This is a genomic window from Acinetobacter sp. FY731 (assembly GCF_059515905.1).
Map to the genome: position 1 here is coordinate 160122 of NZ_JCAKNB010000005.1, position 22946 is coordinate 183067.

Annotated in this window: 26 protein-coding genes and 1 tRNA gene; 21 read left to right on the forward strand and 6 right to left on the reverse strand. The window is 37.8% G+C overall.

Translation table 11 applies throughout. The annotated features are described in order from the left end of the window. The first annotated feature begins 79 nt into the window (after positions 1-79). From AC5YC8_RS08815 to pcaD, 12 genes are all read left to right on the forward strand, one after another. Complete coding sequence (locus AC5YC8_RS08815; RefSeq protein ID WP_496164252.1) at positions 80-1189, forward strand: muconate/chloromuconate family cycloisomerase; 1110 nt, start codon at positions 80-82, stop codon at positions 1187-1189. Between the two features lie 24 nt (positions 1190-1213). Continuing rightward, the gene (catC, locus tag AC5YC8_RS08820; protein ID WP_496164253.1) at positions 1214-1504 is read left to right on the forward strand and encodes a muconolactone Delta-isomerase; all 291 of its coding nucleotides are present in this window, start codon (positions 1214-1216) and stop codon (positions 1502-1504) included. A gap of 145 nt (positions 1505-1649) precedes the next feature. Further along, positions 1650-2570, forward strand: a complete 921-nt coding sequence (catA, locus tag AC5YC8_RS08825) for a catechol 1,2-dioxygenase (RefSeq protein ID WP_496164254.1) — start codon at positions 1650-1652, stop codon at positions 2568-2570. A gap of 85 nt (positions 2571-2655) precedes the next feature. Beyond that, the gene (gene benA, locus AC5YC8_RS08830) at positions 2656-4050 is read left to right on the forward strand and encodes a benzoate 1,2-dioxygenase large subunit (RefSeq protein ID WP_496164255.1); all 1395 of its coding nucleotides are present in this window, start codon (positions 2656-2658) and stop codon (positions 4048-4050) included. Further along, positions 4047-4553 (forward strand): benzoate 1,2-dioxygenase small subunit, encoded by a 507-nt coding sequence (gene benB / locus AC5YC8_RS08835; protein ID WP_496164256.1) that lies wholly within the window; start codon positions 4047-4049, stop codon positions 4551-4553. The genes benA and benB overlap by 4 nt, the downstream gene beginning before the upstream one ends. Positions 4554-4637: 84 nt before the next feature. Then, positions 4638-5654 (forward strand): benzoate 1,2-dioxygenase electron transfer component BenC, encoded by a 1017-nt coding sequence (gene benC / locus AC5YC8_RS08840; RefSeq protein WP_496164257.1) that lies wholly within the window; start codon positions 4638-4640, stop codon positions 5652-5654. A gap of 15 nt (positions 5655-5669) precedes the next feature. Then, positions 5670-6455, forward strand: coding sequence for a benzoate diol dehydrogenase BenD (gene benD / locus AC5YC8_RS08845; RefSeq protein WP_496164258.1), 786 nt, complete (start codon positions 5670-5672; stop codon positions 6453-6455). A 44-nt stretch (positions 6456-6499) separates the two neighbouring features. Beyond that, positions 6500-7720, forward strand: coding sequence for a benzoate/H(+) symporter BenE (gene benE, locus AC5YC8_RS08850; protein ID WP_496164259.1), 1221 nt, complete (start codon positions 6500-6502; stop codon positions 7718-7720). A gap of 27 nt (positions 7721-7747) precedes the next feature. Further along, a complete protein-coding gene (locus AC5YC8_RS08855; protein WP_496164260.1) occupies positions 7748-8419 on the forward strand; it encodes a 3-oxoacid CoA-transferase subunit A in 672 nt (223 codons plus the stop codon). Between the two features lie 21 nt (positions 8420-8440). Further along, positions 8441-9094 carry a 3-oxoacid CoA-transferase subunit B gene (locus AC5YC8_RS08860; protein WP_496164261.1) on the forward strand — a complete coding sequence of 218 codons (654 nt, stop codon included), beginning with the start codon at positions 8441-8443 and terminating at the stop codon, positions 9092-9094. A 130-nt stretch (positions 9095-9224) separates the two neighbouring features. Beyond that, complete coding sequence (gene pcaF / locus AC5YC8_RS08865) at positions 9225-10430, forward strand: 3-oxoadipyl-CoA thiolase (RefSeq protein WP_496164263.1); 1206 nt, start codon at positions 9225-9227, stop codon at positions 10428-10430. A 65-nt stretch (positions 10431-10495) separates the two neighbouring features. Next, positions 10496-11275 (forward strand): 3-oxoadipate enol-lactonase, encoded by a 780-nt coding sequence (gene pcaD / locus AC5YC8_RS08870; RefSeq protein ID WP_496164265.1) that lies wholly within the window; start codon positions 10496-10498, stop codon positions 11273-11275. A 91-nt stretch (positions 11276-11366) separates the two neighbouring features. Here the strand turns inward: pcaD and AC5YC8_RS08875 are convergent. Continuing rightward, positions 11367-11443: transfer RNA gene (locus AC5YC8_RS08875), tRNA-Ile, on the reverse strand. A 262-nt stretch (positions 11444-11705) separates the two neighbouring features. Next, complete coding sequence (locus AC5YC8_RS08880) at positions 11706-11828, reverse strand: hypothetical protein (RefSeq protein ID WP_496118745.1); 123 nt, start codon at positions 11826-11828, stop codon at positions 11706-11708. 302 nt (positions 11829-12130) lie between these two features. Here AC5YC8_RS08880 and AC5YC8_RS08885 point away from each other — a divergent pair, with 302 nt between their 5' ends. After that, on the forward strand, positions 12131-12691 hold the full coding sequence (locus AC5YC8_RS08885; protein WP_496164266.1) for a 1-acyl-sn-glycerol-3-phosphate acyltransferase: 561 nt from the start codon (positions 12131-12133) through the stop codon (positions 12689-12691). A gap of 245 nt (positions 12692-12936) precedes the next feature. Continuing rightward, positions 12937-13686: a YebC/PmpR family DNA-binding transcriptional regulator gene (locus AC5YC8_RS08890; RefSeq protein WP_496118785.1), complete on the forward strand. Its 750-nt coding sequence runs from the start codon at positions 12937-12939 to the stop codon at positions 13684-13686. A 428-nt stretch (positions 13687-14114) separates the two neighbouring features. On the opposite strand, the gene AC5YC8_RS08895 is transcribed toward AC5YC8_RS08890, so the two are convergent. Continuing rightward, entirely contained in the window at positions 14115-14585 is a 471-nt protein-coding gene (locus AC5YC8_RS08895; RefSeq protein WP_496118783.1) for an Lrp/AsnC family transcriptional regulator, read from the reverse strand. Positions 14586-14787: 202 nt separating this feature from the next. After that, positions 14788-15552 carry a glutathione S-transferase family protein gene (locus AC5YC8_RS08900; RefSeq protein ID WP_496164267.1) on the reverse strand — a complete coding sequence of 255 codons (765 nt, stop codon included), beginning with the start codon at positions 15550-15552 and terminating at the stop codon, positions 14788-14790. Positions 15553-15820: 268 nt separating this feature from the next. Here AC5YC8_RS08900 and ychF point away from each other — a divergent pair, with 268 nt between their 5' ends. Both ychF and AC5YC8_RS08910 read left to right on the forward strand, forming a co-directional pair. Beyond that, a complete protein-coding gene (gene ychF, locus AC5YC8_RS08905) occupies positions 15821-16912 on the forward strand; it encodes a redox-regulated ATPase YchF (RefSeq protein WP_496118740.1) in 1092 nt (363 codons plus the stop codon). 157 nt (positions 16913-17069) lie between these two features. Then, positions 17070-17681 (forward strand): superoxide dismutase, encoded by a 612-nt coding sequence (locus tag AC5YC8_RS08910; protein ID WP_496164268.1) that lies wholly within the window; start codon positions 17070-17072, stop codon positions 17679-17681. Between the two features lie 172 nt (positions 17682-17853). Here AC5YC8_RS08910 and AC5YC8_RS08915 read toward each other — a convergent pair whose 3' ends face one another. Further along, positions 17854-18396: an Mpo1 family 2-hydroxy fatty acid dioxygenase gene (locus AC5YC8_RS08915; RefSeq protein WP_496164269.1), complete on the reverse strand. Its 543-nt coding sequence runs from the start codon at positions 18394-18396 to the stop codon at positions 17854-17856. A 100-nt stretch (positions 18397-18496) separates the two neighbouring features. Between AC5YC8_RS08915 and AC5YC8_RS08920 the strand changes: the two genes are divergently transcribed. Next, a complete protein-coding gene (locus tag AC5YC8_RS08920; protein WP_496164270.1) occupies positions 18497-19204 on the forward strand; it encodes a Crp/Fnr family transcriptional regulator in 708 nt (235 codons plus the stop codon). After that, complete coding sequence (locus tag AC5YC8_RS08925; protein WP_496164271.1) at positions 19201-19821, forward strand: LysE family translocator; 621 nt, start codon at positions 19201-19203, stop codon at positions 19819-19821. The genes AC5YC8_RS08920 and AC5YC8_RS08925 overlap by 4 nt, the downstream gene beginning before the upstream one ends. A 69-nt stretch (positions 19822-19890) precedes the next feature. Here AC5YC8_RS08925 and AC5YC8_RS08930 read toward each other — a convergent pair whose 3' ends face one another. Then, on the reverse strand, positions 19891-20370 hold the full coding sequence (locus tag AC5YC8_RS08930; RefSeq protein ID WP_496164272.1) for a hypothetical protein: 480 nt from the start codon (positions 20368-20370) through the stop codon (positions 19891-19893). 123 nt (positions 20371-20493) lie between these two features. Here AC5YC8_RS08930 and AC5YC8_RS08935 point away from each other — a divergent pair, with 123 nt between their 5' ends. The 3 genes from AC5YC8_RS08935 (at position 20494) to purT (ending at position 22937) form a co-directional block, all read left to right on the forward strand. Next, on the forward strand, positions 20494-21231 hold the full coding sequence (locus AC5YC8_RS08935) for an AzlC family ABC transporter permease (protein WP_496118781.1): 738 nt from the start codon (positions 20494-20496) through the stop codon (positions 21229-21231). Beyond that, on the forward strand, positions 21221-21568 hold the full coding sequence (gene ygaH, locus AC5YC8_RS08940) for an L-valine transporter subunit YgaH (RefSeq protein WP_496164273.1): 348 nt from the start codon (positions 21221-21223) through the stop codon (positions 21566-21568). The genes AC5YC8_RS08935 and ygaH overlap by 11 nt, the downstream gene beginning before the upstream one ends. 154 nt (positions 21569-21722) lie before the next feature. Beyond that, a complete protein-coding gene (purT, locus tag AC5YC8_RS08945) occupies positions 21723-22937 on the forward strand; it encodes a formate-dependent phosphoribosylglycinamide formyltransferase (RefSeq protein WP_496118729.1) in 1215 nt (404 codons plus the stop codon). Positions 22938-22946: the final 9 nt, after the last annotated feature.

A 22946-nucleotide genomic window follows, 5' to 3' on the forward strand; every position in this document is an offset into this window, starting at 1 on the left:
AATGGTCTTCGACACGCTTTTTACATTCTTTTAAGGTATACCACATGAAATAGATAAATCAAGAATGCGTAGAGTCCAAATGTATAAATCAATAGAAACTTTGCTCGTCGAAATTCCAACAATTCGCCCTCATAAGATGGCGGTTGCGACTATGCAAACCCAGACCTTAGTTCTTATTAAAATTGAAACTCTTGATGGTTTCATTGGCTGGGGTGAAGCGACTACGATTGGTGGACTTGGGTATGGAGAAGAAAGCCCAGAAAGTATTAAAGTTAATATTGATACTTACTTTACCCCTCTATTGAAATCATTATCAACCTTTAATGTTGCACAAACATTACAAGTTCTTGACAAAAATATTAATGGTAACCGTTTTGCTAAATGCGCTATTCAAACTGCGTTATTAGACATTCAAGCACAACGCTTAAATCTTCCACTTTCTGAAATTCTTGGTGGTCGCTTACGTGACAGCATTCCTGTTCTTTGGGTGTTAGCTTCAGGCGATACAGAGAAAGACATTGCTGAAGCACAAAAAATGCTAGCAGCAAAACGTCATAACTTTTTCAAATTAAAAATTGGTTCTCGTGCTGTCGAAGCAGATGTTGAACATGTTCTTGCCATTAAAAAAGCTTTAGGTTCAGAGGTTTCTATTCGTGTCGATGTGAACCGTGCTTGGTCAGAACTAGATGCAATTAAAGGTATTCAATTACTTCAAGATGGTGGAATTGACCTTATCGAACAACCTTGTGCAATTGACAATGTTGATGCAATGGAACGCCTTACACGCCGTTTTGATATCGCAATTATGGCTGACGAATCACTTACAGGCCCTGCAAGTGCTTACCAACTAGCAAAACGCAATGTTGCCTCTGTTTTTGCGGTGAAAGTTGCCCAATCTGGTGGCTTGATTGAAGGTCGTGATGTTTCAACTATCGCCAATCTTGCAGGAATAGATTTGTATGGTGGAACGATGCTTGAAGGCCCTGTAGGAACAATTGCATCTGCACATTTATTTTCCACATTCAAAAATTTGGCATACGGCACAGAATTATTTGGCCCGTTATTACTCACAGAAGAAATATTAAAAACACCACTTCAATACCAAGATTATGCACTACACCTGCCAAAAACGGCTGGTTTAGGTATTCAAGTTGATGAAGACAAATTAGACCGACTTCGCCGTAAATAATATTTTTGAATCAAGGAGATATAAATGCTGTTTCACGTACGAATGGACGTAAATATTCCACGCGACTTGCCTGAAGCTCAAGTTAATGAAATTAAAGCTGTAGAAAAAGCATATTCGCAAGAATTACAACGCCAAGGTAAATGGCGTCACATTTGGCGCATTACAGGCCAATACTCAAATATCAGTATTTTTGATGTTGAAAGCAATGAAGAACTTCACAACATTTTGCAAGGTCTTCCGCTTTATCCATTCATGAACATTGAAGTGATGGCGCTAAATCGTCACCCATCATCTGTTAAGGAAGATGACCGTTAACTCAAATAGAGATTGAGCTAAATACATTTGGCTCAATCCATTCTGAAAGCTACAGGCATTCAGAGGGTAATTAACAAGGAAGTGGCAGCAAAGTCTATCTAAAAGATATAGCCACCATTTATAAGCATACTTAAGGAGAAATAGTATGAATCGCCAAGAAATCGATGCATTAGTTAAAAAGATGAATGTAGACACAGCAACTGGTCCAGTTGATGCACGTACACAACAAATTGTGGTACGTCTTTTGTCTGATCTTTTCCAAGCGATTGAAGATTTAGATTTAAGCCAAACTGAAGTTTGGAAAGGTCTTGAATACTTTACAGATGCAGGTCAAGCCAATGAACTTGGTTTATTGGCAGCAGGTCTTGGTCTAGAGCATTTCTTAGACCTTCGTGCCGATGAAGCAGATGCAAAAGCAGGCGTTACTGGTGGTACACCACGTACCATTGAAGGCCCACTTTATGTAGCAGGCGCTCCTGAATCTGTTGGTTTTGCACGTATGGATGACGGCTCTGAAGTAGACAAAATCCCAACTTTAATTATTGAGGGGGTTGTTCGTGATGCTGAAGGCAACACGATTGAAGGTGCAAAAGTAGAAGTTTGGCATGCTAACAGCCTAGGTAACTACTCGTTCTTCGACAAGTCACAATCTGACTTCAACCTTCGTCGTTCAATTTTTTCTGCAGACAATGGTCAATACACTGCATTAACAACAATGCCTGTAGGTTATGGCTGTCCGCCTGAAGGTACAACTCAGTTTGTTTTAGACAAACTTGGGCGTCACGGTAACCGCCCTTCACACGTTCACTATTTCGTAACTGCACCTGGTTACCGCAAGCTAACCACTCAATTCAATATTGAGGGTGATGAATACTTATGGGATGACTTTGCATTCGCAACACGTGAAGGTTTAGTTGCAACTGCTATTGATATTACTGATGAAGCTGAAATTGCACGTCGTGGTTTAACAGATCCATTCAAGCACATTCAATTTGATATTGAACTTGTGAAAGACCTTGAAGGTACACCTTCAACTGAAGTTGAACGTCGTCGCGCAAGCGCTTAATTATGTGAAGCGAACTGATTGAGCTGAACAAGACGTTCAGCCTTTCAGGGACTTCCTCTCATTTTTGGAAAGTCGGAGAACGGATATGCCACGTATTCCAGTAATAAATACCAGCCATCTTGATCGTATTGACGAATTACTTGTAGATAACGCTGAAACAGGTGAATTTAAGCTTCATCGCTCTGTATTTACAGATCAAGCCCTTTTTGACCTAGAGATGAAATACATTTTTGAAGGTAACTGGGTTTACTTGGCACACGAAAGCCAAATTCCAAATAATAACGATTACTTCACTACGCATATTGGTCGTCAACCGATCATTATTGCACGTAACCGTAATGGTGAACTAAATGCAATGATTAATGCATGTTCACATCGCGGTGCTCAACTTTGCCGTAATAAAAAAGGCAATAAAGCAACATATACATGCCCTTTCCATGGTTGGACATTCAATAACTCAGGTAAATTACTTAAAGTTAAAGATCCAGCAGAAGCAGGCTATTCAGATTGCTTCAACAAAGAAGGTTCACACGATCTTAAAAAAGTGGCGAAATTTGAAAGCTATAAAGGCTTCTTATTTGGTAGCTTAAACCCAGATGTACCATCACTTGAAGAATACCTTGGTGAAACCTCAAAAATCATCGACATGATTGTAGGTCAATCTGACCAAGGTCTTGAAGTACTTCGTGGCGCATCTACCTATACATACGAAGGTAACTGGAAACTCACTGCTGAAAATGGTGCAGATGGTTACCATGTATCTGCGGTGCATTGGAACTATGCAGCAACAACACAACAGCGTAAAGAAAAAGAAGCTGGTGATGATATTCGTGCCATGAGCGCAGGCTCTTGGGGCAAACAAGGTGGTGGTTCTTACGGCTTTGACAATGGTCATATGCTGCTTTGGACACAATGGGCAAACCCTGAAGATCGTCCAAACTTCCCAAAAGCTGAAGAATATTCAGAAAAGTTTGGCGCAGCAATGTCTAAGTGGATGATTGAACGTTCACGTAACCTTTGTCTATATCCCAACGTATATTTGATGGATCAATTCGGTTCACAAATTCGAGTTTTACGTCCTATTTCAGTCAATAAAACAGAAGTAACAATTTACTGTATCGCGCCTGTAGGTGAAGAAGCAGAAGCACGTACACGTCGTATTCGCCAATATGAAGATTTCTTCAATGCTTCAGGTATGGCAACTCCAGACGATTTAGAAGAATTCCGTGCATGCCAAGCAGGTTATGCAGGTATTGAGCTTGAATGGAATGATATGTGCCGTGGCTCAAAACATTGGATTCATGGTCCAGATGAAGCTGCGAATGAAATCGGTTTAAAACCACAATTATCAGGCGTTAAAACTGAAGATGAAGGTTTATACCTTGCACAGCATCAACATTGGTTAGAAATGATGAAAATTGCAATTGCCAATGAAAAAGCACTTGCAGTGGCAGTAGCAGAACAAGGAGAAAATGCATGAGCACTCCAACAAACTTAGATGTCAATTTAGAAACGATTTCACAATTTTTGTTCAAAGAAGCTCGTTTTCTTGATGATGAACAATGGGATGAATGGCTTTCATGCTATGCGCCTACCGCTTCTTTTTGGATGCCAGCTTGGGATGACGATGACAAATTAGTGACGGATCCACAAACAGAAATTTCACTAATTTACTATCCAAACCGCCAAGGTTTAGAAGACCGCGTGTTCCGTATTAAAACTGAACGCTCTTCTGCAACTATGCCAGACACACGTACTTGCCACAATGTAAATAACATTGAAGTGCTTGAACGTGATGGTGACAAAGTAACGGTTCGCTTTAACTGGAATACCTTAAGTTTCCGTTATAAAACAGCGTACAGCTACTTTGGTATGTCACGTTATGAAATTGATTTTTCAGGTGAAAAACCACAAATTCTAAGCAAATACGTGGTGCTGAAAAACGATTACATCAACCAAGTCATTGACATCTACCACCTATAAACACTCCTGTGCCTAAACTCAGCCAAATGGAATTTTGGCTGAAGTTTCTCCCAAGTTTAAAAGATTTCAAAAGGATATTTAGCCATGTCTAGCCATAATATTGCACTTCAGTTCGAAGATGGTGTTACTCGTTTTATTAGCGTTACCCAAGGTGAAACCCTTTCGGACGCAGCTTATCGCCAAAAAATCAACATTCCTTTGGACTGCCGTGATGGTGCGTGCGGAACTTGTCGTGCATTCTGTGAATCTGGCTCATTTGACATGCCTGAAGAACTTTATATTGAAGATGCACTAACACCTGAAGAAGCAGAACAAGGCTATATTTTGGCATGCCAATGTCGCCCAACTTCCGATGCTGTTTTCCAAATTCAAGCTTCTTCTGACGTATGTAAAACTGAAATTCATACCTATCAAGGTACTTTGGCTCGCGTAGAAAATTTATCTGAATCTACTATTACCTTCGACATTCAGTTAGATGAAGGTCAGCCAGATATTAATTTCCTTGCAGGTCAATATGTAAATATTGGCATTCCGAATACATCTGAAACGCGTTCTTATTCATTTAGTTCTAAACCTGGAAGCCGCTTAACAGGTTTTGTGGTGCGTAATGTACCTAATGGGAAAATGTCGAGCTTCTTAAGCGCGAATGCTAAAGCAGGCGACAAAATGACTTTTACAGGTCCATTTGGTAGCTTCTATTTACGTAATGTTGTCCGCCCTGTCCTCATGCTTGCTGGTGGTACAGGTATTGCGCCATTTATGTCAATGCTACAAGTATTAGAAGAAAAAGGTTCTGAGCACCCTGTTCGTTTAGTGTTTGGCGTAACCAATGATTTCGATTTAGTTGCAATTGAACAACTCAATGCACTACAAGCCAAACTCCCTTGGTTTGAATACCGCACTGTTGTAGCAAGCCCTGAATCTGCACATGAGCGTAAAGGCTATGTGACAGGTCACATCGAAACTGAATGGCTAAATAATGGCGATGTCGATGTTTACCTATGCGGTCCTGTACCAATGGTGGATGCAGTTCGTGGTTGGTTAGATAGCGAAGGCGTAAAACCTGCAAACTTCTTATTCGAAAAATTCTCAGCAAATTAATAGAGGCGATTAACCATGTCAGATCGTCAAAGATTTTTAAATAAAGTGGTGATTGTCACTGGTGCGGCTCAAGGTATTGGACGCGGTGTTGCACTACAAGTTGCCAATGAAGGTGCACAAGTTATTCTTGCAGATCTTTCAGATTATGTACAAGAAACATTAGCTGAAATTGAAGCAAATGGTGGCGATGCCATTATTGTCAAAGCCAATCTTGAAACCTTTGCAGGCGCACAATCTGTTGTAGACAAAGCTATTAAAACCTATGGCCGTGTTGATGCTCTCATCAATAATGTAGGCGGTGCAATTTGGATGAAACCTTTTGAAGAGTTTTCTGAAGAAGAAATCATCAAAGAGGTTAATCGTTCACTTTTTCCAACATTATGGTGTTGCCGTGCTGTCCTTCCTGAAATGATCAAAAATCAGCAAGGAACCATTGTAAACGTATCTTCTATTGCAACTCGCGGTATTAATCGTGTGCCTTATTCAGCATCTAAAGGTGGTGTAAATGGCTTAACTGCATCACTTGCTTTTGAACATGCGAAAGACGGTATTCGTGTGAATGCAATTGCCACTGGTGGTACAGAAGCACCACCTCGTAAAGTCCCACGTAATACCAATCCATTAAGTGACAACGAAAAACAATGGATGCAAGAAGTAGTTGATCAAACCATTGATCGTACTTTCTTAGGTCGTTACGGCACGATTCAAGAGCAAGTCAACGCAATTGTATTTTTGGCTTCAGATGAGTCTTCATATATCACAGGTACTGTAGTTCCTGTAGGTGGTGGTGATCAGGGTTAATCCTGATCACATTTCAGGATCATTGCTGCAAGGAGGCATACACAATGGTAACCCTGTTTAAAACCTTAAAAGAGGATTGGTCGATTTCAGCTACTGTCGCAGGATTTTTGGCGGTGCTGATCTCATATTCAGGTCCTCTCATCATCTTTTTCCAAGCAGCGCAACAAGCCCAAGTTTCTTCAGACATGATGATTTCATGGATTTGGGGAATATCAATTGGTGCTGCTGTCGCTGGTATTTTACTGTCTATTAAATTCAAAGTACCTGTAGTCACCGCATGGTCTGCACCAGGTACAGCCTTACTCGTTACCCTGTTTCCACAACTTTCACTCAATGAAGCAATTGCAGCGTATATCGTTTCTGCTGTCGTTATTTTTATTATTGGTGTGAGCGGTTACTTTGACAAATTGCTCAAGTTTATTCCTCAAGCCATTGCAGCAGGAATGATGGCAGGTATTTTGTTTCAGTTTGGTTTAGGGCTATTTAACGCAACAGAAAAAATGCCTTGGATTGTACTAAGCATGTTGTTGATTTTCTTAATCAGTAAACGTTTATCACCACGCTATAGCATGCTTTGGGTTTTACTTACAGGTGTGGCTTTAAGCTTTATTTTGGGCAAAATGAATGCGACAGATGTCAGTTTTCAACTGGCAATTCCACAATTTATTGCCCCTGAATTTACATGGAATGCCATGTTAAATTTAGCCGTGCCTCTTACTTTAGTTAGCTTAACTGGACAGTTTTTACCAGGCATGGCGATATTTAAACTCAATGGTTATGACGTTCCTGCTAAACCCATTATTGCCACTACTAGTATCGCTTCTCTTGCAGTTGCTTGTGTGGGTGGTATTACCATCGTTTTAGCCTCTATTACAGCAGCGCTCTGTATGGGAAAAGATGCCCATGAAATGGCGAATAAACGCTATATCGCAGGCATTGCAAATGGTCTTTTTTATATTTTAGGTGGCTTGTTTGCCGGCAGCATTGTCATGCTGTTCAGCATGCTACCTGCAGAACTTGTGGCAGCCCTTGCAGGCTTGGCATTGCTTGGTGCAATTGGCACTAACATTTCCATTGCCATGAACAATGAATCTCAACGAGATGCAGCACTCATCACCTTTTTAGCCACTGCTTCAGGCATGCATTTTTTAGGTTTGAGCTCTGTATTCTGGGGGATTTGTATCGGGATTATCTCGCATTTGATTTTAAGCAAACGCGAAGCTCGATCATCTACTTTGCCTCCAACTCAACGTTCCAAAAGTTAATGGGCAAACCTTAGTCTAGGACATAATATGATTGATAAGAGCACAGCGTCTTTAACCGAAGCGCTATCACAAATTAAAGACGGTTCCACCATTATGATTGGTGGCTTTGGCACAGCAGGACAACCTGCCGAACTGATCGACGGCTTAATTGAACTGGGTATTAAAGATTTAGTCATCGTTAATAATAACGCAGGCAATGGTGACTATGGCTTGGCTAAATTATTAAAAACTGGAGCTGTTCGTAAAATCATCTGTTCTTTCCCACGTCAGTCAGATTCTTGGGTTTTTGATGAAATTTACCGTGCAGGTAAAATTGAATTGGAACTTGTTCCACAGGGTAACTTGGCTTGTCGTATTCAAGCGGCTGGTATGGGTTTAGGCCCAATTTACACACCTACAGGTTTTGGTACTTTGCTTGCTGAAGGCAAACCAACCATGAACTACGAAGGTAAAGACTACGTTTTAGAAAATCCTATTAAGGCTGACTTTGCACTAATTAAAGCATCTCAAGGCGACCGTTGGGGTAACTTGGTTTATCGTAAATCTGCTCGTAACTTTGGTCCAATTATGGCAATGGCTGCAGATGTGACCATTGCCCAAGTTGCAGAAGTGGTTGAGCTTGGTGCGTTAGATCCTGAACACATCATCACCGCAGGCATTTTTGTACAACACGTTGTACAAGTTAAACCTGCACAGTAATCACGGATTAGGAGAAAAGATATGAGCTATACAAAACTAACCCGTGACCAAATTGCTGAACGAGTTGCGCAAGATATTCCAGATGGTGCTTATGTAAACCTAGGTATTGGCTTACCAACTAAAATTTCCAGCTACTTGCCATCAGATAAAGATGTATTCTTACATTCTGAAAATGGCTTGCTTGCTTTTGGTCCACCACCTGCGGAAGAAGACCGTGATCCTGAGTTAATTAATGCAGGTAAAGAGTTTGTGACTTTGCTTGAAGGCGGTGCTTTCTTTCATCATGGTGACTCATTTGCCATGATGCGTGGCGGTCACTTAGACATTGCTGTACTTGGTGCATTCCAAGTGGCTGAAAATGGTGATCTTGCGAATTGGCATACAGGTGCACCTGATGCTATTCCTGCCGTTGGTGGTGCAATGGACTTGGCTGTTGGTGCGAAGAAAGTCTTTATTACCACAGATCATGTCACTAAAAAAGGCGAACCCAAAATCGTTGCAAAGCTTGACTACCCTGCAACAGGTCTGAAATGCGTAGATCGTATTTATACTGACCTTTGCGTAATTGATGTAACAAGCGAAGGCATGAAAGTCATTGAGAAAGTTGCAGGTTTGTCATTTGAAGAATTGCAGTCTATGACGGGTGCAACGTTGATTGATGCGACTCAAGGCTAATTTATCAATCCTCCCTAAATCCCTCCTTTATTAAAGGAGGGACTTTCCACCCAATTAATTTGAGGATTGGGATCTCCTCCCTTTTTTAAAGGGAGGTCGGGAGGGATTCAAAGATTTAGGACATAAATAAATGAAAAATGCATATATTATTGATGCCATTCGCACACCTTTCAGTCGTTATGCTGGTGGTTTAGCACCTGTACGTGCAGATGACTTAGGCTCATTACCAATCAAAGCCCTCATGGAACGCAACCCAAGCATCAATTGGGAAAAAGTTGACGATATTATTTTTGGCTGTGCCAACCAAGCTGGTGAAGACAATCGCAATGTAGGACGTATGTCAGCACTGCTTGCAGGCGTACCGTACCAAGTGCCTGCAACGACTGTGAACCGTCTTTGTGGTTCATCTTTAGATGCAGTTGCCATGGCAGCCCGTGTAATTAAAGCCGGTGAAGCTGACATGATTATTGCAGGTGGTGTAGAAAGCATGTCACGTGCACCTTTGGTGATGGGTAAACCAGAAAGCGCTTATGGCCGTAGTCAAAAACTTGAAGACACGACTATGGGTTGGCGCTTCATTAACCCGAAATTGAAAGAAATGTATGGTGTTGAAACCATGCCTCAAACCGCTGAGAACTTAGCTGAACAATTTAACATTAGCCGTGAAGACCAAGACAAATTTGCCTTCAACAGCCAACAACGTACAGCTGCAGCCCAAGCCAAAGGTTTCTTCAAAAATGAAATCGTGCCTGTGGTGATTCCACAGCGTAAAGGCGATGCTGTTGTTGTCGATACAGATGAACATCCACGTGCATCTACCACTTTAGAAGGCTTAACTAAGCTGAAACCTGTGGTGAAAGCAGACGGTACAATTACTGCAGGCAATGCATCAGGAATTAACGATGGTGCAGCTGCTATTTTAATTGCCTCTGATGAAGCTGTTCAACAATACGGTTTAAAGCCACGTGCCAAAGTGATTGGTGCAACTGTCGTTGGTGTTGAACCACGGATTATGGGCTTTGGTCCTGCACCTGCGATTGAAAAACTACTTGCTCAAACTGGTTTAAGTTTAGATCAAATAGATGTGATTGAACTAAACGAAGCATTCTCAGCACAAGCGTTGTCTGTAACACGTCATTTGGGCTTGGCAGATGATGCAGCACATGTGAATCCAAATGGTGGTGCAATTGCCATTGGTCACCCACTTGGTGCTTCAGGTGCTCGTTTAGTCATGACAGCACTGAACCAACTTGAACAAACAGGTGGCAAATATGCTCTCTGTTCAATGTGTATTGGTGTTGGTCAAGGCATCGCTTTGATTATTGAACGCATTTAATCCTTGATAGTCCCCCTTTTTAAAGGGGGATTTAGGAGGATTTATAAGATTAAGGATTTAAAATAATGCCAAAATTTACATCTCAAAATGCACAAATTAACTACCAAACTTTTGGTGAAATGTCAAAACCAGCCATTGTATTTTCAAACTCATTAGGTACGAAATACAGCATGTGGCAAGCACAAATTGATTTCTTTAAAGAAGATCATTTTGTGATTTGTTATGACACACGCGGTCATGGGGAGTCACAAGCTCCTCAAGGTTCTTACAATATTAATCAACTAGGTCAAGATCTTGTAAATCTACTCGATCACTTAAACATTGAAAAAACTGCATTTTGTGGGATTTCAATGGGTGGTTTAACAGGTCAATGGTTGGCTATTAATAGGCCTGAGTATTTTAGCCATGTTGTAGTGTGCAATACCGCGGCAAAAATTGGTCAAGAACAAGCATGGAATGATCGTGCTGCTTTAGTTCGTGAGCAAGGATTAGCACCCATTGCTTCAACAGCAGCGAGTCGATGGTTTACAGATTTATTTGTCCAAAATAATTCAAATGTTATTGAATCACTTTCAAATGATTTAGGCGCTGGTAGCCCAGAAGGTTATGCAAGTTGTTGTGAAGCTTTGGCAAAAGCAGATGTACGTGAGCAACTCAAAGACATTCGTATCCCTGTTTTAATTATTGCTGGTCAGCAAGACCCTATTACTACTGTTGTTGATGGTCAATTTATGTTAGAGCGTATTCCAAATGCTAAAATGTATGAAATCAATGCATCTCATATTTCAAATATTGAGTCGCCAAATGATTTTAATCGAGTATTGAAAGATTTTATAAGTGACTGAAATTATTTTACTTATTTAGATGAAAAGATAACACTTGTATAGATTTAAAAAAACCCCTTACGATTGATGCACGTAAGGGGTTGTTTTTATATGGTGGGCCCACACAGACTTGAACTGTGGACCAACGGATTATGAGTCCGCTGCTCTAACCAACTGAGCTATAGGCCCTATATATTGAAATTATTCATACAATAAGTTCAATCGCCAAGAATACTAACCAAGAAGAATATAAAACACAAGCTATTTTAGGAACAATTGAATATAAATAAACCAAGGATAAGACTATGAATTTCAATGATTTGATTAAACTTTAAGCATTTAATATTTTTTAGTTGGCATTAGAATTTTAAAATACATGAATCATAAAGTGTCTAATTAAAAAATAACTTACAACTTCAATATATTAAGACGGATATCTGTAAAATTATTATTAAATTTCAGGAGAATCTAAACATTCATCTTTACGGTTTTGTAAAGCAAATTCAACAACAGACCATAAAACAACAATAGTTAACATTGCTATAGCAAACACAAATGCTGGAAAATACGTCATTTACCACTCCAAAGAATGAATAGTCGAATTTAATTTGAACAGATAGATTTCATTTACGACAAAAGTCTAATAAGTATTTTTAAATTTGGATAGTAATAAATCACCACAACTAAGACTTATTTTATATTTAAAGTAATACTTTTTATATTAATTAACCATTCATGCTCCAAATTTAAAGCACAAAATTTCTCAAAACACTACTTTTACTACCATTCTATATCGCATTTATAAATTTAATGTTGACTGTTTTATTGAATAAGTAGAAATTAGGCATTTCGAGCTTACACGTTAAATTCATTCTTATGTTAAAAAAATTTCTTGGCGATACTGCATTCAAATTATCAGGCTGGACTTACAAAGTTGAAGACAATGTACTCGAAGATAAACAAGTGATTGTTGGCTTCGAACATACCTCAATGATGGATGCCGTACTTTCAATTGCCCTATTCCAAATTTACAATATAAAAATTCATACACTCATTAAAAAAGAATTATTTAAAGGACCATTCAAACCACTTTTAGATGCTGTGGGTGGTATTCCTGTCGACCGAAAATCGAGCAAAGATATCGTGTCACAAATGGTTGAGCATTTTGAAAAGAACGATAAGTTTAACTTAGTCATTGCACCAGAAGCGACCCGTGCAAAAAATGGTGAAGAACGCCGCCCTATTCGTACGGGTTTTTGGCATATTGCAAAAGCTGCAAATGTTCCTATTGTTTTAATGTATGCAGACTCAAAAAATAAGCGTGGCGGTATTTTAGGAAAAATCCATCCTACAGAAATTAACCATGACTTAGCCTTACTTAAACAGCTTTATAAAGATAAAGTGGGTCTAGATATCGTGATTCCAGAAGCAAAATAATAAATATGGGATATAAAACCTAAGCGCTTTATATCCCTTTTTCTTTTCAACTTTACATTTTCAAACCCTTTAACGATAAAAATAGCCGTTCATATTTTCTATTTTGTGTCAAAGGCACATATTTCAAAAAAAGTTTAACTAAACTGAACAAATCTTGATTTGAAACACTTTATCCGAAAAAACCGCTTATGGTAGAATTTGCACAATTCGATCGGCATACAGCCAATCTACAAGGAGCATTTCGCATGGCGGGTCATTCCAAGTGGGCCAATATTAAGCATCGCAAAGCAAAACAAGATGCGAGCCGAGGTAAACTTTTTACCAAATACATCCGTGAATTAACAACTGCTGCAAAACTAGGCGGCCCAGATGCAGGTAGCAACCCTCGTCTACGTGCTGTTGTAGAAAAAGCATTGTCTGTAAACATGACGCGTGATGTGATTAACCGTGCTATTCAACGTGGTGCTGGTGGCGAAGATAACGACGATTTAAAAGAAATTACTTACGAAGGTTACGGCGTTGGTGGTGTTGCAGTTATTGTTGAAACAATGACAGATAACTTAAACCGTACTGTACCTGATGTACGTCATTGCTTCTCTAAAACTGATGGTAACTTAGGTACCAACGGTTCTGTTGCTTTCTTATTTACAAAACGTGGTGAGATTACTTTTGAAGATGTTTCTTTAGAAGATCAAATCATGGAAGTTGCATTAGAAGCTGGTGCTGAAGATATTGAAGTTGATGAAGATGAAATCTTAGTTATTACAACACCAGAAGCATTTGGTGATGTACAAGATGCTTTATCTGCTGCTGGTCTTAAATCAGATAATGCAGAAGTAGTGATGAGTCCTTCTACGAAAGCTGAAATCACGGATATCGATCAAGCGAAAAAAATCATGAAAATGATTGATATGCTTGAAGATCTTGATGATGTTCAAAACGTATATACAAACGTTGAATTCACTGATGCCGTTCTTGCAGAATTAGATGCATAAAATTATTCAGTAAATAAAAAATGCACCTTAGGGTGCATTTTTTATATTGTTTAAAATATTGTAATCATTTTCAATGATATTAAAGTGACCACCTCATCGCAACATGAAAACTCAATATTGAAACCAAATAAATGGGTAATGTCAGAATCCAAAGAACAAAAGCAAGGACTAATCTAAATCCATATTTCTTAATGATTGTATACTGTTTAAATAATGCTTTACTTCCCCAAAGCCAGAATAAATAAGTCAGCAAATACCACAAAGTATCTAAATATTTGGAATATATATAAGGAACTTTGAAATAGACATAAAAAGTATCTAGGCCTATCCACAACAAGGCAATTAAAAGCTCAATGCTTAAAAATTTAAGAACTATTTTCATGAGTTTGATGTTTCAACCAAACTTCATTCTATACGTTCAGAAAAAATTAAACCCCACTCAACAAACCATTACAGTTAAATACATTATATTCTTTAATCACAAAGCTCGAATGTAACGCAACGACATGTTCAATTTTGCCAATTCTGCGTAATAACACTTCACTATAATTTTCCATATCCTTTGCGATTACTTCAACAATAAAATCTGCCGATTGCCCCGTCACTAAAAATGCATTAATCACTTCAGGAATATTTTCAAGTTCTTCTAAGAATTTTGCAAAAGTATCTGTGTCATGTTTACTCAGTGAAACTTGTAGTAAAACATGCAAACTAAAACCTAATTTTTGATAATTTATATCACGCTTTAAACCTGAAATAACTTTAGTATCAATTAAGTTTTTTATACGTCGATGTACCGAGCTGACAGATAGATTAATACGCTCAGACAGCTCATTTAAATTCACATCCTCATTGGTTAAAATTTCCAATATATGCTTGTCGTAACGATCTAACTCCATCATATCCTCCTGTTATTTTTTATGTTTGGAACAATGCGATAAGATTGATATTAGATATAACATAGATAATTGAAAAAAATTTCAATTATCTTGCTATTTATCGTATTTTTTATGATCAAAAGAGAACTTAAATAAAAAATTCCACATCTTTTCACTAAAATATGGAATTATTCTAAAAATTATTTATGACATTTTAATCACGTTAAACACCACGCCAATCTACTCGAGCGTTACGTTCTGTTTGATAAATTCGTAATACATATTGCCCTAGAGGCATATCCAACAATGCTACTTTAAACACTCTAAACGCTTCAGATGATATTTCACCATGCTCTTTTTCCCATGGTGTGCCTTCAATTTCCAAAATAGGTGCAAGCATTGAACATACGGCAATATCTGCCAAACCTAAACGATCCCCAACAAAATAACGTCCTTGTTGATCTACTAGTTTTTGATTTAACACCTGTACGAGTTCATCCATTTTAATTTTAGAATCTTGAATCTGTGCTTCATCTAATTTCAAGCCTTTGGAAACTAAGCTTTTCATTATGGGTTTCGAATATTTTTCAAATTGGCGTAAATAGCCTTTTTCACCAATTAAAAGATTAAGGGATTCTTCATCTTTAGAAAGCGCATGTGCCATTGTCCAACGTCGTACGTGTCGTCCTAATTCATTGGCTAAATCATTAATTTCTAAGGCTTCAATTCTTTGTAATTTTTCTGCACGTAATAATGTACGCTCTGGATAAACCTCATCTAAATACAACGCAATGTTAGTACTATCAGCAATCCATTGTTCTCGATCATGCAAAATAGGCAGTTTGTATTGCCCTGTTTTTAGTTTTGCAAATGCACGATGTACAATTGGGACTAAATTATGCGCCACATATTCCAGTTCTTTATGATCTAGCATCCAACGTGCTTTTTCACAAAAATGTGATAAAGGAAACTGGTACAAAGTTCGCATAAATTCTCCTAAATAGCTAAAAATGGTCCTATTTTTATACGACTCTACTTTAGTCATACGACATATAAATTACAATGTCGAAGCGGTTAAGTTGGTGATCAAATTCCAATTATTTTAGAACGCCACTCCCCCAATATAACATCTCCAAATACAAAGCCCCTTTATTCATCGTGCTTTTCAAAAAACTCAGAAGCCATGACCTGACTTTGTCATGGCTTTCATGTAAAATCATTCACAATTTTTCATATAACACTGTGTGAGTCATTTCATGGGTTTTAATTGCGGTATTGTCGGCTTGCCGAACGTTGGTAAATCTACACTTTTCAATGCATTGACTAAAGCTGCTATTGCTGCAGAAAACTTCCCATTCTGTACGATTGAACCAAACACAGGCATCGTTCCTGTACCTGATCTTCGCATGGACAAATTAGCAGAAATTGTTAAGCCGCAACGCGTTATTCCAACCTCTATGGAATTTGTGGATATTGCAGGTCTAGTTGCTGGCGCATCTAAAGGCGAAGGTTTAGGTAACCAATTCCTTGCAAACATTCGTGAAACAGATGCGATTGCACACGTTGTTCGTTGTTTTGAAGATGAAAACGTAATTCACGTAAATGGTAAAATTGACCCGTTAGATGATATTGCAACAATCAACACTGAACTTGCACTTGCAGACCTTGAAGCTGTTGCAAAAGCAATTACTCGTTTAGCAAAATCTGCTAAAAGTGGCGATAAAGAAGCAATTGCAACTAAAGCAATTTTAGAAAAAATTCAGCCATTACTTGATGAAGGTAAACCTGCTCGTGCAGCTGACCTTGATGATGATGAGCGTAAACTAGTACGTGGCTTTGGTCTAATGACTTTAAAACCAACCATGTACATTGCTAACGTTGCTGAAGATGGTTTCGAGAACAACCCACATTTAGATGCTGTTAAAAAATTAGCTGCCGAAGAAAATGCAATTGTTGTTCCGCTTTGCAACCAAATTGAAGCAGAGATTTCTCTTTTAGAAGATGAAGATCGCGCTGAATTCTTAGAAGCAATGGGCATGGAAGAACCAGGTCTGAACGTGGTTATTCGTGCAGGTTATTCACTTCTTGGTTTACAAACTTACTTCACTGCTGGCGTACAAGAAGTTCGCGCTTGGACTGTTAAAGTAGGTGCTACAGCTCCTCAAGCTGCTGGCGTTATTCACACTGACTTTGAAAAAGGCTTTATTCGTGCTGAATGTATTGCTTACGATGATTTCGTTCAATACAACGGTGAAGCTGGTGCGAAAGAAGCTGGTAAATGGCGTTTAGAAGGTAAAACTTACATCGTTCAAGATGGCGACGTTTTACACTTCCGTTTCAATGTATAAATTATATTGAAAAAAAAGCCCCGAATTCGGGGCTTTTTTATTATCTATCTATAAAATAAAAATAAATTACATATAATAATGATTATCATTTGTATTTACTAAGTGTCCTTATTCACCTACACTCACACATACAACATAAATTAAAAAGGAATTCTCTATGGCATATACTCTGCCTGCACTTCCATACGCATACGATGCACTTGAACCGTATGTTGATACAAAAACTATGGAAATTCATCACACTAAACACCATCAAACGTATATCAATAATATCAATACTGCTATTGAAGGAACAGAATGGGAAAAGTTAGATATTGAAAGCTTAGTATCTCGCGTAAATGATGTACCAAATCCTTTAAAACATACCGTGATTAACAATGCAGGTGGTCATGCCAATCATTCTCTGTTTTGGACAATTATGAGTCCACAAGGTGGTGGCAATCCAATTGGACAAGTTTCTCTTGCGATTGAGCAAGAGCTAGGTGGTTTTGATGCATTCAAAGAAGCTTTTACCAAAGCAGCGATTAGTCGTTTTGGAAGTGGATGGGCATGGTTATGCGTCACACCTGAAAAGAAACTTGTAGTCGAAAGCAGTGCCAACCAAGACTCCCCACTTATGCATGGTAATACCCCAATTCTTGCTTTAGATGTATGGGAGCATGCGTATTACTTACAGTACCAAAACCGTCGCCCTGAATATATTGCAGCTTTTTATGCCGTCATTGACTGGCAAGAAGTAAACCATCGCTACCTAACTGCAATCCAATGATTTTATCTACAACCGATACGCTTATGCCCTCTCTTAAAGTCATACGGTTTTATATCGGAATATTCATTTTATTATTTGGCTGTTTTCTTATTTTAAAATCGATTTAAGCGCTCATTAAAACTTATGATAAAAGCCCCTATTAATGGGGCTTTTATGTGTTTAAAGCATCAGATTAGTCTGCATTTACAGCTTTTAGAGATTTTTGATCCATCTCTTGGCGCATTTTTCGTGCTTCCTCAAGCATCCTTTTTTCTAAAGGCTTACGTAAACCCATTAAGAATACAAACTCTGCCAACACAAATAATGGTCCTATTGCTAAACCCACGATATCATCCATAAAAGCAGGTTTTTTCTTTTCATAAAAATGTCCAACAAACTGAAAAACCCACCCAATTACAAACACTGAAATACTCAATGTAAGCCAATGAGTAATAGACATTTCAGTAATCATGAGTGCATACGGATAAGCAATTGCAAAAATAGCTGCCATAATCACACCAAAAATGACATCTAAACTCAAATAATAAATGACACTTACAACAATAAGTAATAATGCTAACGTAATTGAAACACCACCTACAACAAAGCCAACTTTTGCGGTTAAACATAGAATAGAAAATACAATCAAAGGAATACCAATAAAATGTGTAAAGACATTTTTACGGTCTAAATGATAAGCAGCATATTGGCTTAATAATTTTTCTAATCGAGTCATAGCAATCTCCTTGCTTATATTATTCTTACAATATATAAGATATTAAATAGGCAAGTTGTCGGCTACCCGACAATTCCAATAAGAAGAAAAAGGATATTTCATGTTAGATCTAAACTATATAAAACAATTAGAAAATAATGTTTGGTTTTCTGAACTTCCGTCACTTTTTCAAAATTTTATTTTAGATAAGGCGCAGCTTTTACATATAGAAAAAGATCAAAAAATATTTCTTTCAGGAGATTTTTTTAACGGCATATACGCAGTTTTAGATGGTACAGTTAGCTTAGGCTATATTAATATTCAAGGTAAAGAAGCCATTGCTGCAATTGTAGAACCCATTATGTGGTTTGGTGAAATCTCTCTTGTCGATCAACAACCTCGCTCTCATGATGCTATTTCTGTTAAAAAATCAATTATTCTTCATATTCATGCACAAGATTTAATTCAATTATTAGAACAAAATCCTCAATTTTGGTTCTATATCGCAAAATTAACGAGTCAAAAATTACGCTTTGCATTTGTAGAACTCATTTCCATTCAAACACAAACTATTTCCCAACGGCTTGCTCAACGCTTATTGGTTATTTTAGGTGGATATGGAAATTTACGACAAATCAATCATAACGTCATCCATCTATCTCAAGAGCAACTTGCACAAATGCTTGTTTGTTCAAGGCAAACCGTTAATCAAGAATTACAAATTTTAGAAAAAAAAGATATTATTAGAATCGCATTCAAGAAAATTGAAATCCTCGATTATCAACAGTTGCAAAATATAGCTCATACCACCCGCGAACATCCTCAATGATTCTTTCTAACTTAGTCAGTTTTTCATTAATCTCTCTCATTATGGTTCTTTCCCCAGGACCAAATATGATTTACCTAATTTCTAGATCTATCTCTCAAGGCAAAAAAGCAGGTTTAATTTCATTGCTTGGAGTGGGGTTTGGCTTCTTTTTCTATATGATTTTGGCGTCATTAGGCATTACTGCTATTTTATTTAAGCTGCCCTATTTATATAACACCATTAAAATACTCGGGGCACTTTATTTATTATGGTTAGCTTGGAATGCGTTAAAACCCAAAGGTCATTCACCTTTTGAAGTTCACAACTTGCATCATGATTCCAATTTAAAACTTTTTAGTATGGGATTTATCACAAACATACTAAATCCTAAAATTGCGTTAATGTACCTTGCTCTTTTACCCCAATTTATAGATGTTAATTATTCTACATTTTTACAATCTATTTATTTAGGCTTGGTACAAATTGCTATTAGCCTATCAGTAAATGCACTTATTGTGATTTCTGCAGCAAGTATTGCCTTATTTTTACAAAAGAATTATTTTTGGGCTAAAGTACAAAAATACTTTATGGGGCTTATTTTACTTGGTTTAGCCTTAAAAATTTTAATCGACTCATAAGCTTAAATTTAAAAATTATAAAAAAAGCAAAACTAAATGTTTTGCTTTTTTATATGGCTTTATTAGAAATTAAACACCAATTTTTTTCGGATCTGTATTGCCTAATTCAGGATTATCAATTGCATCCTTACATTGTGCTTTATCACGCTCATAATCTGCTTTTTTCTGATCAACTGCACCTGACTTATCAATTACTTCTCGTGCCCAAATTTCTAGACTCGTTAAAGCCTTACGACACAAAGCATATTTACCTTCCGTCACAGAGTCTGTCATTTTTACATTGATACGCCAATCTGTACTTAATTTACGTGCAGGTTTACGCACTTGTTCTTCTAATTGATCAATATTATTAGCATAAACAAGCGGATCAACCTTATTAATAAACTCCCATGCTGAATGTGCATAAGTCGTTGCATCATTCGTCAGCTTTGGTGCAGGCTTAATTTCAACTGTTTGATCTTTCGAATCATTATTTCCACACGCTTGTAATAACAACCCACTGCTCAATAAAGAAACTATCAATAAAGAACGAACATTAAACTTCAACATTTTATTCATGCTACGTAAAACAATCAGGCACTATGCTAGTAAATTCAGCTAGAATACTCAATCTACATTTATTTATTTGTTTAATACTTTGTAAGGTGAAATGTGTCTTTGGGAAAAACAACAATTTTAAAACCCGCAGGATTCTGGCAAGGTGCTAAAGATAGCCAAGCCATTATTTTTACCTATCTTCCAGTTTCATTTGCATTTGGTGTATCTGCAACGCAATTTGGTTTTACTGCGTGGGAAGCCTTATTTCTTTCCTGTTCTATGTATGCAGGTGCAAGTCAGTTTTTAGTTGTCGCGTTATTAGGAAGTGGCACGTCTATTTGGATGACAGCTCTTACCGTTATTGCCTTAGATATTCGGCATTTACTATATGGTCCTGCTTTACAAAACTTAATTCAAAATAAACTCAACCTTAAAAAAACAGCAATTTGGGCTTGGGGCTTAACAGATGAAGTCTTTGCTTCAGGTATGATTAAACTTTCTCAAAGACGTCAAGAATGGTCTGAATCTTGGATGTTAGGTCTAAGTTTATTTAGCTGGATGTCTTGGGCTTTAGGCTCACTACTTGGCGGTTTATTTGCAGATCAAGTCAGTAACTTACCTCAATTTCTACAAGCTGCTTTAGACTTCTTACTACCTGCCTTATTCCTTAGTTTCCTATTGGCTGCTTTTGAGCGTAAACATACATTTATTGTGGCTATTACCATTATTGTATCTGCTATTTCTTGTTATTTTATCGACCTTTCGGCTGCAATTTTCATTGGTATTACATCTGGTATTTTTGCAGGCTTATTTAAACATTATGTGCTCAAACAACATGATGAAGCACTTGTAGGAGATCATCATGAATCTTGAGATTATCCTAATTGGTATTATTGTTGGTGTTGCTAACTTTGCATCACGATTTGGTCCATTTTATTTTATTCAAAAGCGCCTTGAAGGTAGTCAAAAACGTGGTGTATTGTGGGTAAAAATCGCATTGGGTAGTATTGGTATTGCCGCGATTAGCTCTATGCTTGTTGTTGCTACACTGCCACCATTATTAGAAACTCCTAATAAAAGTTTTGCCATGCTTGTAGGTTTCACCGTACTGACAGGCTTATATTTCAAATTTAAGCAAATTGTACCTGCAACACTCACTGCGGCTTTGGTATATGGGCTTGTTTATACATACTACCCAGTGCCGTTTTAAAATATAGACTCTAAAAAAACCTTAAATTTCAAAGATGATATTGTTGAATAAAGTTATAAAAAAAATTGTTAGACAATATCATTATTTTATGTGAATCCACACTTAATAGTTGTGCTAGTTCTGCTATGCTAAAAGTCCATAAAATCAAGCATGGATGATTTACATGAGCGTGACTATTGGTACCCCACTTCAATCTTCTGCTGTTAAAGTTTTACTTTTAGGTTCAGGTGAACTAGGTAAAGAAGTGGTGATTTCACTACAACGATTAGGTGTAGAAGTACATGCAGCAGATCGTTATGACAATGCACCTGCAATGCAAGTTGCACATCATGCTTATACAATTAATATGGCAGATGCCCAAGAATTAAAAAATTTGATTCATCAAGTAAAACCACATTTAATCATTCCTGAAATTGAAGCTATTGCGACAGAAGTACTGGTTGAAATTGAAGAAAAAAATATTGCAACCGTCATCCCTTCTGCCAAAGCCGTAAACTTAACGATGAACCGTGAAGGTATTCGACGCCTTGCTGCAGAAGAGCTAGGTTTACCTACTTCAGCTTACCGTTTTGCCAACACCTTAGAATCTTTCCGTGCTGCATGTGATGACATTGGCTATCCAAACTTTGTAAAACCTGTCATGTCATCTTCAGGTAAAGGTCAATCTCGTGTTAAAACTTTCGATGAGGTCGATGCTGCTTGGGAATATGCTCAAACAGGAGGTCGTGTAAATCAAGGAACAGTAATTGTAGAAGCGCAAATAGATTTCGACTTTGAAATTACTCTATTAACTGTACGCTCTAAAAACCCAGAAACAGGTGAAATTGAAACTTCTTTCTGCGATCCGATTGGGCATCTTCAAGATTCAGGTGATTATGTAGAAAGTTGGCAACCTCAAGTCATGACTCCCGCCGCTTTAGAAGAAGCAAAACGTATTGCCCATAAAGTGACTACAGCTCTTGGAGGATGTGGTATTTTTGGTGTCGAACTGTTTGTAAAAGCAGATAAAGTATGGTTTAGTGAGGTTTCTCCTCGCCCGCATGATACTGGCTTAGTCACACTTGCTTCACAATTTCAAAGTGAATTTGAATTACATGCTCGTGCCATTTTAGGCTTACCTGTAAATACTGCTCGCCATAGTGCTGCAGCAAGTGCTGTGATTTATGCAGGTGTCGATGATCACAATCTATCTTTTTCTGGCTTAGATCTTGCTTTAGCAAATCCAAATACAGACTTACGATTATTTGGTAAGCCAGAAGGCTTTAAACGTCGTCGTATGGGTGTTGCAACTGCACGTGCCGAATCTACAGATCAGGCACGTGAACTCGCAAAATTAACGGCAAGCTTAGTCTCTGTAAACCAAAACTAAGTTAAAGAT